A 10,844-nucleotide genomic window follows, 5' to 3' on the forward strand; every position below is an offset into this window, starting at 1 on the left:
AACTAGTTATTTATACCTACTACTTTGCCCCTTATATCAGCAAAGACCTCATCCACCGGTTTGTTGCCGTTTATTTTCACAACCTTATCGCCATAGTAACCCTCAAGCTCACGCACCACACGTTCGTACTCTAAAATCCTTCGCTCAACCACATACGATTCGTCATCTCTTCTTCTCGTGTAATCACTGCTCCCACACTTACTACACGAATCCTCTTGAAAGCCAATGTTCGATATACTGCCACACTGGTTGCAAACCAAGCGCCCCTCAAGTCTCTTGATTATAGAAACGGGATCAACCTCTAATTTTATCACCAGATTCACTTTGCAATCTAATAATCGTAAAGCGATTTCTAAAAACTCAGCCTGCAGCATATTTCTCGGAAAACCATCGAGTAAAAATCCACCCTCACCCATGTACCGCAGCTTACGCAGAACCATCTCGCACACCAAGACATCGCTGACCAGCGCTCCAGACTCCATAACCCTTGCGATTTCGGCACCAATTTCAGTAGAAGCTCTCACCTCTTCCCTCAGCAGATCGCCCACACAAATTGCCGTGATTCCCTTTAGATGCTCGGCCAACAGGCGCGTCTGAGTCCCCTTGCCTGAACCAGGAGCCCCGAAAATAAGCAGTCCTACTTTGCTCTTTTCCATAGTGATTCAGACTTTCTTATCAATGCACCATACCTACTGGAGTAAATCTGCGTCTGAACCTGGGAAAACGTATCATTTACAACATTAACTATAATCAAAAAACTCGTACCTCCCAATGTGAACGACACAGCACAATAATGCCTTATTACTTCCGGAATAACGCATATAACCGACAAGTATAGCGCACCCAGAACTGTCAATCTCTTTATAATTTGATCAAAATAATCTTTAGTACTCTTACCAGGTCGCTTACCGGGCACAAAACCCCCGTTCTTCTTCAACATCTCTGAAGTTTCCTTAGTATCAAAGACAAGAGAAGTGTAAAAGAAAGCAAAAAACATTATCAGCGCCACATACACAGCGACATACAACACGCTGTCAGGAGAAAAACGTTCCTGTAAAAAGTTGGACCATTCAGCCCCAGAGTTGAACTTTATAATGGTCATAAGAGACATCATCAAAGCATTGGCAAAAATCGGAGGCACCACGCCGGATATGTTTATCTTCAAGGGAACATAGCTAAAGTCAGCATTGTAAAAGCGCCCACCCATCTGCCTCTTTGGGTACTGCACTAGAACTTTCCTGTAAGACCTTTCAAAGAAAATTATCAGAACAAATAACAGGAAAAATGCGCTTAATACGGTAAAAAACATCACCCCGGGCAATTCGCCATTTTTCCCCGCCATAAATACAGACGATATGGAACTAGGCAACTCGGACACCACACCAACAAATATTATGAGCGAAATGCCGTTCCCTATGCCTTTAGCATTTATTCTTTCTCCCAGCCACAAAAGAAACATGGTTCCCGCAACCATGCTACTAACGCCCACCACCTTAAAGGCAAGCCCAGGATATACAACAACCGCTATCTCATCGGAGCCTATGCGCTCCAACCCCAATAGAATTACTAGACCCTGAATAACACAAAACAGTACCGTAACATACCTTGTATAGGTATTAAGCTTAGCTCTACCAAGCTCTCCATCTCGCCTCATCTCATTCAAAAACGGCACTGCGACAGATAACAACTGCACCATTATGGAAGCTACTATGTAGGGCATTACGTTAAGCGCGAATATCGTCATCCTGCCCAACGCTCCCCCAGAAAATACGTTAAATATTCCGAACACCCCCTCAACATGGCTGTGTATTATCTCTTCTATAACGCCTATGTTGATCCCTGGTATGGGAACATATGTCCCCAATCTATACACAATCAGCGCAAATAACGTGAACCAAAGCCTCTTAAGCAAATCACTATTATTACCACTGGGGGACCCTGCTTTCACCACCAAACCTTTTCTCCAGAAACCACTCTAACCCTCAGGAAGGAACACCTTATCACTAGCAGACTTAGACACAGCATCATAATGCAGGCCAACCCTAACTTTCAACTCACCATCTCCCAAAACCTTGATTTTACTCTTCACAGAAGATAAAACCCCACACTCCACCAAGAGCTCTTTACTAACATTAGAAACGTCGCTAATTTTACCCTCGTCTATGAGTCTCTGAATCACTTTGAGATTCAAAATCTCATACTTCACATCCGACATAGATCTAAATCCCCTCTTTGGCAACCTGGTCAGTATGGATTGTTGACCACCTTCAAATCCTTTTATCGAGCATCCGGACCTAGCCTTCTGCCCCTTGTGACCCCTCCCAGAAGTCTTGCCTTTACCGCAGCCAATCCCTCTTCCAAGAACCTTTTTCTCCTTTAGTCTCGGAATCCCGCTAAACAGCTCATTCAATTTCATGACAGCGCACCCCTACCTACTTACCACATCACAAATCTTCCTACCCCTCTTCCCAGCTACCTGTCTAGGAGAAAGCATATTCTTAAAAGCAGTGAACACCGCATAAATGACGCTATGAGGATTTGATGAGCCTATAACCTTCGCAACAACATCCTGAACCCCCAGGACTTCAAAAACCGCTCTGACTGAGCCTCCAGCTATTATTCCAGTACCAACTTTGGCAGACCGCAATACAACTCTGCTTGCACAAAACTTTGCGGTGACATCATGATGTAAAGTCCTAGACTCACGCAGGTAAACCCTCATCATACCCTTCTTCGCAGCATTTACAGCCTTAGTCTTGGCTTCCGCTACTTCAGCGTGCTTGCCCATGCCACAGCCTACTCTTCCCTTTTCATCACCAACAACCACAAGTACAGAGAAGGAAAACCTTCTTCCCCCCTTTACAACCTTGGAAACTCTCCTGACAGATACCAACAGTTCAGAAAAATCATGGCCATCATGCGACGCGCGCGGTTTTTTATCTACACTCATCAAGAATACCTAAAACTCAAAACCCAAACTCCTCAATTCATCAGCAAATACAGAAACTACACCTGCGTATCTGCGAGCCCCTCTGTCAAAAACAAACTTATGATAAGGCGCATCTAAGGCATTTATACGCCCTGCGAGAAGCTTTGCTACAACCTTTACAGACTCTGCATTCACTCTCCTATTCGCAACAGCCAAAACATCAGGCTCAAGAGTAGAAGCGGACGCCACAGTCCCACCAACTTCATCATTTATCAACTGCACATAAAAGTGCCTATTCGACTTGAAGACGGAAAGCCTCATGGAGGACCCAGCTCTAAGCTTCAATCTCACCCTCCTCTTGCGCCTTTCAGCCCTCCTTAAATCAACCAACGTAGCCATACCTACAAGACCATCCAATCACACCACTTCTACTTCTTCTTTGTAACTTCCTTCCTGTATATATACTTTCCTTTTATAGAGATACCCTTTCCCTTGTAAGGATCGTATTTCCTTATGGAACATATATCAGAAGCTACCATACAAACTACAGCCCTATCACTTCCGGAAATGCTAAACTGAGTAGGCTTAGTACACTTTACCGTAACCCCCTCAGGAATAGCATACTTAACGCCATGACTATACCCTAAATACACAGAAAGGTACTTCTTTCCATCAAAGGCAACCTTATAACCCACACCCGTCACTTCAAACTCAACCGTAAATCCCTCATACAAACCTCGCACAGCATTGTTTATATTACTTCTGTACGATCCCCACATAACCCTAGACCTAGGGGAATCACGGTTCCCATTAACCAAAACCAGCGTCTTATTGTCAAGTACAGCCTTTATTCCATGGCCCAACTTGAAAGCTACAGACCCACCGCTCTTAGATGAAACGACAACCCCATCACCTTCAACATTTACCTGGATACCCTCCGGGATTTCTATAGGCATAGCACCCACTCTAGACACAACGAACCTCTCCTAAAATACACCACATAAAATCTCCCCGCCTACACCTAGCTTTCTGGCGTTGCTATCCAACATTATCCCCTTAGATGTTGAGACTATATAGATTCCGAGACCATTGTAAAACCTTGGCATCTTACTCGAGGAAAAATACACTCTCTTGCCCGGACGAGAGACACGAACTATCTTCTTTATAGCGGAGGCACAATCAAAATACTTGAGGCACACCTTTATAAATCTCGGACCAGATTCACTCTCCGGCTCCTCAAAAGACTCTATGTAACCCTCCTCCAAAAGAATCTTCAACATCGAAATAATTACCTTGGAAGAAGGAATACGCACAACCTTATTCATACCAGCCTGCCCATTACGCAATCGCGTCAGAAAATCAGCAATGGGATCAGATAACGACACAGCTCAACCCTCCTTTAACTCACCAACTTGACTTAGTTAAGCCGGGTATCTGCCCCACAGAACCCAACTGCCTAAGCACTATACGAGACATCTTAAACTTCCTATAGTAACCACGAGGCCTACCGGTAATAAGACACCTATTCCTAACCCTTATCTTTGAAGAATCCCTTGGCATTTTTGACAACTTGGCCTGCAACGAAAATCGCTCCGCCATGGACAAAGATTCATCCTTCAGCTTAGAAGCAAGAGCCCTACGCTTCTCACCCAACACACAAGACAACATCTCCCGCTTTATATTTCTCTGCACAACAGATTTCTTCGACATTACGTATAAAACCTCAATTTACAAAAGGAAATCCCAACTCCACGAGCAAGGCTTTAGCATCTCTGTCATTAGCCGCAGTAGTGACAATGCTTATATCCAAACCTCTTACCTTATCTATCCTGTCGTAATCGACTTCCAAGAAAGATATATGCTCCCTTATTCCAAAAGATATATTCCCATGACCATCAAACTGCGACATGGTCAAACCCTTAAAGTCCCTCTCACGGGGAAGCGCTATATTTACCAGCCTATCTAAAAATTCGTACATCCTCTTCCCCCTGAGAGTAACCATACACCCCAAAGGAAACCCCTTACGTATCTTGAATCCAGCTATAGACTTTTTTGCACGAGTAACAACTGGCTTCTGCGCAGCTATCACGGCCATGTCCCTAACGCAAGCGTCAATGACTTTAGCATCAGAAGCAACAAGACCCACGCCCATATTAAGGCACACCTTAACAAGCTTGGGAACCTGCATTATATTTTTACACCCAAGCTTACCCGCAAGGCTCTCTGCTACAGCAGCTTTACTCCGACTTCCTAACATCCCTAAGACCTAATCCAAAACTCTTCCAGAACCCTTTAAATAACGAACTTTCTTGCCATCCTCAAATTTGTAGCCAATTCTGGCACCGACACCAGCATCAGCATCATAGAACGCAAGATTCGAAATATCCACAAATCTTTCCATGCTAAATATGCCACCCTCTTTTTCTTTTGTGGGCTTGACACTCTTCCTGCACAAAGCTACAGAAGAAACCTTCGCCAAAACGCGATCCCCCCTTTTCACTACCTTTATGACCTTACCAACCTTCCCTTTGTCAACACCAGTAATGACGAGCACGTCATCACCACTAACAATTCTAGCCACTACAAAACCTCCACAGCTAAGGACATAACCTTAGTGAATTCACCAACTGGCAACTTTCTAACTGGACCAAATACCCTAGTACCTAGCGGATCACCTTGGTCATTTACCAAGACAACCGCATTGCTTGAGAACCTAATTATGCTGCCGTCCAATCTCCTTACAGGACCCTTAACTCTAACAACAACTGCCTTACAAACCTTACCCTTAGTTACCTTGCCTCTAGGAGCAACAACTTTTGTCGATACCACTATAACATCTCCCACGGTAGCAGACTTCTTGCCGCCTAGAAAGCCTATACATAAGACCTTGCGCGCACCAGAATTGTCCGCAACATCCAAAATGGCATTCTTCTGTATCATACAAACCTACCCCTCTACTACAATCCACCTCTTTGTAGCCGAGATAGGGATGTGCTCCCTTATCTTCACCACATCACCACGACTACACCTATTATTCTCGTCGTGAACAGAATAAAACCTACGCCTTCTCACTATCTTTCCATACACCTTGTGATGTACCATGCTGTAAACAGCAACTTTTACAGTCTTATCTCGCCTAGCATCCGCAACAATACCGACCAAAACTCTCTTAGACATCACCCCCTCTTATCTTCCTCAAACTAAGCACGGTGAGAATACGAGCTATCTTTTTCTTTATCATCTTGCGATAAGAAGGATTCAAACGCCCCGTACTCTTATCCTCAAACACACATCTCACCAAGTCCATTCTCAAAGAGAGCAACATCTCCTTCAGCTCCTCTGAAGACTTCTCGGTAATGTCAGCAATTGATCCCATACTAGTAAACCCTCAACAAAACCCTTCTCCTACAAAACTACACCTTATGGGCAACTTGGACTGAGCCTTCTTAAAAGCCTCCCTAGCCAAATCCACAGAGACACCACCAATCTCAAAAAGAATTCTGCCGGGCTGCACTTTGCACACCCATCTATCAACGCTTCCCTTGCCCTTACCCATTCTCACATCAACGGGCTTCTTACTAACTGGAGTATGGCAAAAGACCCGTATCCAGACTTTCCCAACACGTCTCAAACTTCTAGATATACTACGTCTAGCGGACTCAATTTGTTTCGAAGTCAACCTACAAGGCTCCAAAGCCTTAAGACCACACGTACCAAAAGCTAACTCGCTGCCACCCTTAGCATTCCCGCTGATACGGCCCTTAAAACTCTTAGAATACTTCGTCTTCTTAGGTACAAACAACACAGCCTATCTCCTATTATTCAATACCAGACCTGTGATCACCCACGTAAACCCAGACCTTAACACCAACTATACCGTATATGGTCTTAGCCTCAACACAGCTATAATCCACATTGGCCCTAAAAGTATGTAAGGGAACACTGCCCTCTTTATACCACTCAGTTCTAGCAATTTCTGCGCCACCCAGCCTACCAGAACAACTTACCTTTATACCCTTAGCACCCAACTTCAGACAATTCTGAACACCACGCTTCATTGCCCGTCTAAAAGAAACACGCTTTTCCAACTGCTGTGCTATATTTTCCGCAACAAGCGCAGACTTTAAATCGGGCTTCTTCACTTCAACTATGTGCAACTCCACGTCACGATTCACCATCTGAGCAATTTTCTGTTTTATTCTGTCTATATCGGTACCCTTCTTGCCTATAATAGCCCCAGGCCTAGCGGAATGTATATTAACAACAACCGCATCAACCTTCCTAGCAATAACTATCTTACTAACAGCAGCATGGCTAAAAGACTTCTTCACGAAGCTGCGCAGCAAAAGATCCTCGTGCAGCTTAGACGCGTAATCCCTGTTGGCATACCACAAGGAATCCCACGTACCAACTATCTTTAATCTCAACGCAATAGGATTAGACTTCTGCCCCATAATCTACCTTTTCAACAACTTCACAACAACGCTTCCGTAGCGCTTGTTAATCCTATAAGCCCTACCACGAGCCCTAGGCCTAACCCTGCGTAACGTAAATGACTTACCCACAAGAATCTCTTTTACATATAAATCATCTACGTCTGCCCCATAATTAGCTCTAGCATTGGCAATAGCAGATTTTAGAACCTTCGCAACAATAGAAGCAGCCTTCTTGTTACAGAAAGTCAAGTACATAACCGCCTCTGAGACATCTCTCCCCCTGACCAAATCTGCAACTAACCCCAACTTGGCGGGCGTAGACTTAAGACCAGAACCTTTAGCAACAATAGTAACAGACATACCTACCCCTTCCTGGACACCTTCTTATCCCCCGCATGCCCCTGAAACTTCCTGGTGGGAGAAAATTCACCAAACTTCCTACCTACTATGCTATCTGTAACCTTGACAGGCACGTATACTTTACCGTTATACACCCCAAAAGTCAGCCCCACAAATTTATTCAAAATCACAGAAGACCTAGAGTGAATATTTATCACGACACCCATCCTACCTGAGGAGATAGCCCTATTCGCGAGGCGAACGACATGAGGAGCACAGAAGGGAGGCTTTTTAACAGATCTAGACATCGCAACCTACCTCTTAACGGATGAAACTTTAATGTACTTGTCGCTACTCTTTCCGCGCTTCCTCGTCTTCTTACCTTTCGTCGGAACACCCCACGGAGTCACAGAGTTCCTACCCCCAGACGTTTTACCTTGTCCCCCACCATGTGGGTGATCCACAGGATTCATAGCAACACCACGAACTTTCGGCCTAAGACCCAACCATCTACTCCTACCAGCCTTACCAAGCTTTATATTCTGATTATTTAAGTTGGAAACTACACCTATAACAGCCCTACATACTGCGAGAACCTTTCTAACTTCTCCCGAAGAAAGTCTCAAAATCACATAGGCCCCGTCTCTACCCATAACCTGAGCATAACTACCAGCAGCCCTAGCAACAGTAGCACCCGCACCCGGCTTTAGTTCAATATTGTGCACGAAAGTACCGGAAGGAATCGCAGACAATCTCAAACAGTTGCCAGGCAAAATATCAGAACCCGCTCCAGCTACCACGGTATCAGATGCCTTCAATCCATGAGGCGCAATAATGTAAGAAAGCTCGCCATCCTCATACTTGAGCAGCGCCAAAAATGCCGTCCTGTTGGGATCATACTCTATCCTTTCTACAACAGCAGCAACACCCTCTTTATCCCTTTTAAAGTCCACAACCCTATGCTTACGCTTGTGACCGCCACCACGATGACGCACAGTAATAACACCCCGAGCATTCCTGCCTCCACAAGACCCCTTTCCAGAGACTAAGGACCTCTCAGGCTTTCCCTTCCAAAGTGCCGTCTTGTCAACGAGTACGGTGCCTCTTAGAGACGGAGTGACGCAACTTAAAACTTTAAGATTCATTTCGCCCCTACAATCTTGAACTCCCTACCTTCCGGCAGAGAAAAATAAACTTTCTTCCTGTCCTTCCTCTCCCCCTTTATACCTTTGCAACGCTTGCTTTTGCCCTTAACTCTAAGAGAACAAACATTCAAAGGCTCTTCTCCACACAACAGCTTTATGGCCTTCTTTATCTGAGGCCTCTTCGCTTTCACTGCAACGTAGATCACATACCTATTATGCTTCTCAGTCAGCGCAACAGCCTTCTCAGTCACCACAGGAGAATCCATCATGGAGAGATAATCACTCATTACACAACCTATTTTCCAAAAACTTCACCGCTCCAACGGTAAGTACCACACAATCATGCCTAAGTACATCTAAAACGTTAATACCTACGCATCTTAACAAATTTACATGGTGCAAATTCCTACAAGAGCGCTCAACGCCACCAGTAGCGTCCTCAGATACCAACAGATATGAATCATAGCCAGCAAATGCAGCACACATCGCCAAAGCATCAGATGTCTTACCCATATCTGCATCCATACCATCAAGAACTAACAACTTCCCCTCTGCAACCTTAGCAGAAAGGGCTATCTTCAGGCCCAACCTTCTCACTTTCTTATTCAAAGAATAGGCATGACTTCTGTTCACTGGCCCGAAAATCACCGCCCCACCTCTAAATTGGGGACTGCGTAGACTACCCTGCCTAGCCCTACCTGTATGCTTTTGCCTGTACGGCTTCGCGGTAGTACCAGATATATCACTAATGCCCCTAGTCTTATGAGTGCCAGCCCTTCTCTTAGCCAGCTGCCAATTAACGACCTCCTTAAGAACTGCGCGCTTCATTTCAACACTAAACACGGAATGGGGCAAATCAATCTTGCCAACAACCTCATTCCTAACATTAAAAACATCAACTTCCATAACAGACGACCCAAATTCTCCCTAACTCGCAACACTAACGAAGGAAAGACCATCTCTCGGCGCAGGCCTCTTTACAGCATCCCTCACAAACACATATGAACCATTATGCCCAGGAACACTAGTGCCCTTGACCACAAGCAAAGACTCTTCTTTATCTACAGTAAGCACCTGAAGATTTTGCACAGTTACCCTATTACTCCCCATGTGTCCAGCCATCTTTTTTCCCTTAAACACACGACCCGGATCTTGACACTGCCCCGTAGACCCTTGAGACCTATGCGAAATAGAAACACCGTGAGAAGCTCTGAGTCCAGCAAAGTTATGCCGCTTCATAACACCAGCAAAACCCTTACCTATAGTCTTGCCCGTAACATCAATAAACTGCCCTTCCACAAAATGATCAACGCACACGTTGTTACCAGGAGTAACTTCTCCCTCTATCGCACTAACTCTAGACTCAAACAGCTTGCGACTGCCTTCCAATCCCAAAGCCTCCAAACTTTTCGCTTGCGGCTTATTGCATGAAGAAGAACTTTTGTACCCCAGTACAATGGCATTATACCCTTGCACACTAGCAACCTTGGTGCCCACGACAACAGTGTCCTCCAGAAATAACAAAGTTACCGGAACTCTACTCCCCGTCTCAGGATCAAAAATGGCAGTAGTGCCAACTTTCTTCATCCATAATCCCACTCTACAGCCAGACACTGCTTTACCCCCCTACAACCTTGACCTTAACATCGACCCCTGCGGGAAGTTGCAAACTCATGAGAGACTGCAATACAGCAGAAGTTGCTTTAGGCAAACTAATCAGCCTCTTGTGAGTCCTAATCTCAAACTGCTCCCTGGACTTCTTATCCACATGCGTAGAGCGATTCACAATGAACTTCGCAATCCTACGAGGAAAGAACACAGGCCCGTTTACTTTGGCCCCGCTCCTCTTTGCTGCCAGAATGACACTCCTTACAGACCTATCTAGGAGGCAATGATCAAAAGCCTTGAGTTCAATGTATATCTTCTGCGTAACCATATCTACCCTTTTTTATCCTAAAATCTCAGTGATAATACCAGAACCCACAGTTCTACCTC

The 10,844-nt window shown here is 44.9% G+C and carries 22 protein-coding genes; all 22 read right to left on the reverse strand.

The genetic code is table 11. From position 1 onward, the window contains the following. Positions 1 to 2 precede the first annotated feature (2 nt). Genes R4I06_RS00470 through rpsJ form a run of 22 tightly spaced genes read right to left on the reverse strand, consistent with a single transcriptional unit; the run spans position 3 to position 10,785 of the window. The gene (locus tag R4I06_RS00470; protein ID WP_334413531.1) at positions 3 to 656 is read right to left on the reverse strand and encodes an adenylate kinase family protein; all 654 of its coding nucleotides are present in this window, start codon (positions 654 to 656) and stop codon (positions 3 to 5) included. After that, complete coding sequence (gene secY, locus R4I06_RS00475; RefSeq protein ID WP_334413532.1) at positions 638 to 1,948, reverse strand: preprotein translocase subunit SecY; 1,311 nt, start codon at positions 1,946 to 1,948, stop codon at positions 638 to 640. The genes R4I06_RS00470 and secY overlap by 19 nt, the downstream gene beginning before the upstream one ends. Positions 1,949 to 1,975: 27 nt before the next feature. Further along, complete coding sequence (gene rplO, locus R4I06_RS00480; protein ID WP_334413533.1) at positions 1,976 to 2,416, reverse strand: 50S ribosomal protein L15; 441 nt, start codon at positions 2,414 to 2,416, stop codon at positions 1,976 to 1,978. 12 nt (positions 2,417 to 2,428) lie between these two features. Continuing rightward, a complete protein-coding gene (rpsE, locus tag R4I06_RS00485) occupies positions 2,429 to 2,950 on the reverse strand; it encodes a 30S ribosomal protein S5 (protein ID WP_334413534.1) in 522 nt (173 codons plus the stop codon). 9 nt (positions 2,951 to 2,959) lie between these two features. Then, positions 2,960 to 3,328, reverse strand: a complete 369-nt coding sequence (locus R4I06_RS00490) for a 50S ribosomal protein L18 (RefSeq protein ID WP_334413535.1) — start codon at positions 3,326 to 3,328, stop codon at positions 2,960 to 2,962. Positions 3,329 to 3,357: 29 nt separating this feature from the next. Next, a complete protein-coding gene (gene rplF / locus R4I06_RS00495) occupies positions 3,358 to 3,903 on the reverse strand; it encodes a 50S ribosomal protein L6 (RefSeq protein WP_334413536.1) in 546 nt (181 codons plus the stop codon). A 12-nt stretch (positions 3,904 to 3,915) separates the two neighbouring features. Further along, positions 3,916 to 4,314 carry a 30S ribosomal protein S8 gene (rpsH, locus tag R4I06_RS00500; RefSeq protein ID WP_334413537.1) on the reverse strand — a complete coding sequence of 133 codons (399 nt, stop codon included), beginning with the start codon at positions 4,312 to 4,314 and terminating at the stop codon, positions 3,916 to 3,918. Between the two features lie 19 nt (positions 4,315 to 4,333). After that, complete coding sequence (gene rpsN / locus R4I06_RS00505) at positions 4,334 to 4,639, reverse strand: 30S ribosomal protein S14 (protein WP_334413538.1); 306 nt, start codon at positions 4,637 to 4,639, stop codon at positions 4,334 to 4,336. Positions 4,640 to 4,652: 13 nt separating this feature from the next. Further along, positions 4,653 to 5,186: a 50S ribosomal protein L5 gene (gene rplE / locus R4I06_RS00510; RefSeq protein ID WP_334413539.1), complete on the reverse strand. Its 534-nt coding sequence runs from the start codon at positions 5,184 to 5,186 to the stop codon at positions 4,653 to 4,655. Positions 5,187 to 5,195: 9 nt separating this feature from the next. After that, complete coding sequence (gene rplX / locus R4I06_RS00515; protein ID WP_334413540.1) at positions 5,196 to 5,510, reverse strand: 50S ribosomal protein L24; 315 nt, start codon at positions 5,508 to 5,510, stop codon at positions 5,196 to 5,198. Beyond that, positions 5,510 to 5,869 (reverse strand): 50S ribosomal protein L14, encoded by a 360-nt coding sequence (gene rplN / locus R4I06_RS00520; RefSeq protein WP_334413541.1) that lies wholly within the window; start codon positions 5,867 to 5,869, stop codon positions 5,510 to 5,512. Before rplN ends, rplX begins: the two co-directional genes overlap by 1 nt. A gap of 6 nt (positions 5,870 to 5,875) precedes the next feature. After that, the gene (rpsQ, locus tag R4I06_RS00525) at positions 5,876 to 6,106 is read right to left on the reverse strand and encodes a 30S ribosomal protein S17 (RefSeq protein ID WP_334413555.1); all 231 of its coding nucleotides are present in this window, start codon (positions 6,104 to 6,106) and stop codon (positions 5,876 to 5,878) included. After that, on the reverse strand, positions 6,099 to 6,305 hold the full coding sequence (gene rpmC / locus R4I06_RS00530) for a 50S ribosomal protein L29 (RefSeq protein ID WP_334413542.1): 207 nt from the start codon (positions 6,303 to 6,305) through the stop codon (positions 6,099 to 6,101). Before rpmC ends, rpsQ begins: the two co-directional genes overlap by 8 nt. 12 nt (positions 6,306 to 6,317) lie before the next feature. Further along, entirely contained in the window at positions 6,318 to 6,731 is a 414-nt protein-coding gene (gene rplP, locus R4I06_RS00535) for a 50S ribosomal protein L16 (protein ID WP_334413556.1), read from the reverse strand. Between the two features lie 16 nt (positions 6,732 to 6,747). Beyond that, positions 6,748 to 7,383 (reverse strand): 30S ribosomal protein S3, encoded by a 636-nt coding sequence (gene rpsC, locus R4I06_RS00540; RefSeq protein WP_334413543.1) that lies wholly within the window; start codon positions 7,381 to 7,383, stop codon positions 6,748 to 6,750. Between the two features lie 3 nt (positions 7,384 to 7,386). Next, on the reverse strand, positions 7,387 to 7,725 hold the full coding sequence (gene rplV / locus R4I06_RS00545; protein WP_334413544.1) for a 50S ribosomal protein L22: 339 nt from the start codon (positions 7,723 to 7,725) through the stop codon (positions 7,387 to 7,389). 2 nt (positions 7,726 to 7,727) lie between these two features. After that, the gene (gene rpsS, locus R4I06_RS00550) at positions 7,728 to 8,012 is read right to left on the reverse strand and encodes a 30S ribosomal protein S19 (RefSeq protein WP_334413545.1); all 285 of its coding nucleotides are present in this window, start codon (positions 8,010 to 8,012) and stop codon (positions 7,728 to 7,730) included. A 6-nt stretch (positions 8,013 to 8,018) separates the two neighbouring features. Next, the gene (gene rplB / locus R4I06_RS00555; RefSeq protein ID WP_334413546.1) at positions 8,019 to 8,849 is read right to left on the reverse strand and encodes a 50S ribosomal protein L2; all 831 of its coding nucleotides are present in this window, start codon (positions 8,847 to 8,849) and stop codon (positions 8,019 to 8,021) included. Further along, the gene (locus R4I06_RS00560) at positions 8,846 to 9,136 is read right to left on the reverse strand and encodes a 50S ribosomal protein L23 (RefSeq protein ID WP_334413547.1); all 291 of its coding nucleotides are present in this window, start codon (positions 9,134 to 9,136) and stop codon (positions 8,846 to 8,848) included. The genes rplB and R4I06_RS00560 overlap by 4 nt, the downstream gene beginning before the upstream one ends. Continuing rightward, a complete protein-coding gene (rplD, locus tag R4I06_RS00565) occupies positions 9,129 to 9,755 on the reverse strand; it encodes a 50S ribosomal protein L4 (protein ID WP_334413548.1) in 627 nt (208 codons plus the stop codon). The genes R4I06_RS00560 and rplD overlap by 8 nt, the downstream gene beginning before the upstream one ends. A 21-nt stretch (positions 9,756 to 9,776) precedes the next feature. Next, on the reverse strand, positions 9,777 to 10,436 hold the full coding sequence (gene rplC / locus R4I06_RS00570) for a 50S ribosomal protein L3 (protein ID WP_334413557.1): 660 nt from the start codon (positions 10,434 to 10,436) through the stop codon (positions 9,777 to 9,779). A 31-nt stretch (positions 10,437 to 10,467) separates the two neighbouring features. Beyond that, positions 10,468 to 10,785, reverse strand: a complete 318-nt coding sequence (gene rpsJ, locus R4I06_RS00575; protein WP_334413549.1) for a 30S ribosomal protein S10 — start codon at positions 10,783 to 10,785, stop codon at positions 10,468 to 10,470. Between the last annotated feature and the right edge of the window lie 59 nt (positions 10,786 to 10,844).

The organism is Anaplasma bovis (assembly GCF_036903315.1).
Taxonomy (GTDB): Bacteria; Pseudomonadota; Alphaproteobacteria; order Rickettsiales; family Anaplasmataceae; genus Anaplasma; species Anaplasma bovis.

Excerpts from the sequence above, each read along its gene's own strand:
- R4I06_RS00470 (WP_334413531.1), bottom strand. The coding sequence starts at position 656 with ATGGAAAAGAGCAAAGTAGGACTGCTTATTTTCGGGGCTCCTGGTTCA.
- rplO (WP_334413533.1), bottom strand. The coding sequence starts at position 2,416 with ATGAAATTGAATGAGCTGTTTAGCGGGATTCCGAGACTAAAGGAGAAA.
- rpsE (WP_334413534.1), bottom strand. The coding sequence starts at position 2,950 with ATGAGTGTAGATAAAAAACCGCGCGCGTCGCATGATGGCCATGATTTT.
- R4I06_RS00490 (WP_334413535.1), bottom strand. The coding sequence starts at position 3,328 with ATGGCTACGTTGGTTGATTTAAGGAGGGCTGAAAGGCGCAAGAGGAGG.
- rpsN (WP_334413538.1), bottom strand. The coding sequence starts at position 4,639 with ATGTCGAAGAAATCTGTTGTGCAGAGAAATATAAAGCGGGAGATGTTG.
- rplE (WP_334413539.1), bottom strand. The coding sequence starts at position 5,186 with ATGTTAGGAAGTCGGAGTAAAGCTGCTGTAGCAGAGAGCCTTGCGGGT.
- rplN (WP_334413541.1), bottom strand. The coding sequence starts at position 5,869 with ATGATACAGAAGAATGCCATTTTGGATGTTGCGGACAATTCTGGTGCG.
- rpsQ (WP_334413555.1), bottom strand. The coding sequence starts at position 6,106 with ATGTCTAAGAGAGTTTTGGTCGGTATTGTTGCGGATGCTAGGCGAGAT.
- rpmC (WP_334413542.1), bottom strand. The coding sequence starts at position 6,305 with ATGGGATCAATTGCTGACATTACCGAGAAGTCTTCAGAGGAGCTGAAG.
- rpsC (WP_334413543.1), bottom strand. The coding sequence starts at position 7,383 with ATGGGGCAGAAGTCTAATCCTATTGCGTTGAGATTAAAGATAGTTGGT.
- rplV (WP_334413544.1), bottom strand. The coding sequence starts at position 7,725 with ATGTCTGTTACTATTGTTGCTAAAGGTTCTGGTCTTAAGTCTACGCCC.
- rpsS (WP_334413545.1), bottom strand. The coding sequence starts at position 8,012 with ATGTCTAGATCTGTTAAAAAGCCTCCCTTCTGTGCTCCTCATGTCGTT.
- rplB (WP_334413546.1), bottom strand. The coding sequence starts at position 8,849 with ATGAATCTTAAAGTTTTAAGTTGCGTCACTCCGTCTCTAAGAGGCACC.
- R4I06_RS00560 (WP_334413547.1), bottom strand. The coding sequence starts at position 9,136 with ATGAGTGATTATCTCTCCATGATGGATTCTCCTGTGGTGACTGAGAAG.
- rplD (WP_334413548.1), bottom strand. The coding sequence starts at position 9,755 with ATGGAAGTTGATGTTTTTAATGTTAGGAATGAGGTTGTTGGCAAGATT.
- rplC (WP_334413557.1), bottom strand. The coding sequence starts at position 10,436 with ATGAAGAAAGTTGGCACTACTGCCATTTTTGATCCTGAGACGGGGAGT.
- rpsJ (WP_334413549.1), bottom strand. The coding sequence starts at position 10,785 with ATGGTTACGCAGAAGATATACATTGAACTCAAGGCTTTTGATCATTGC.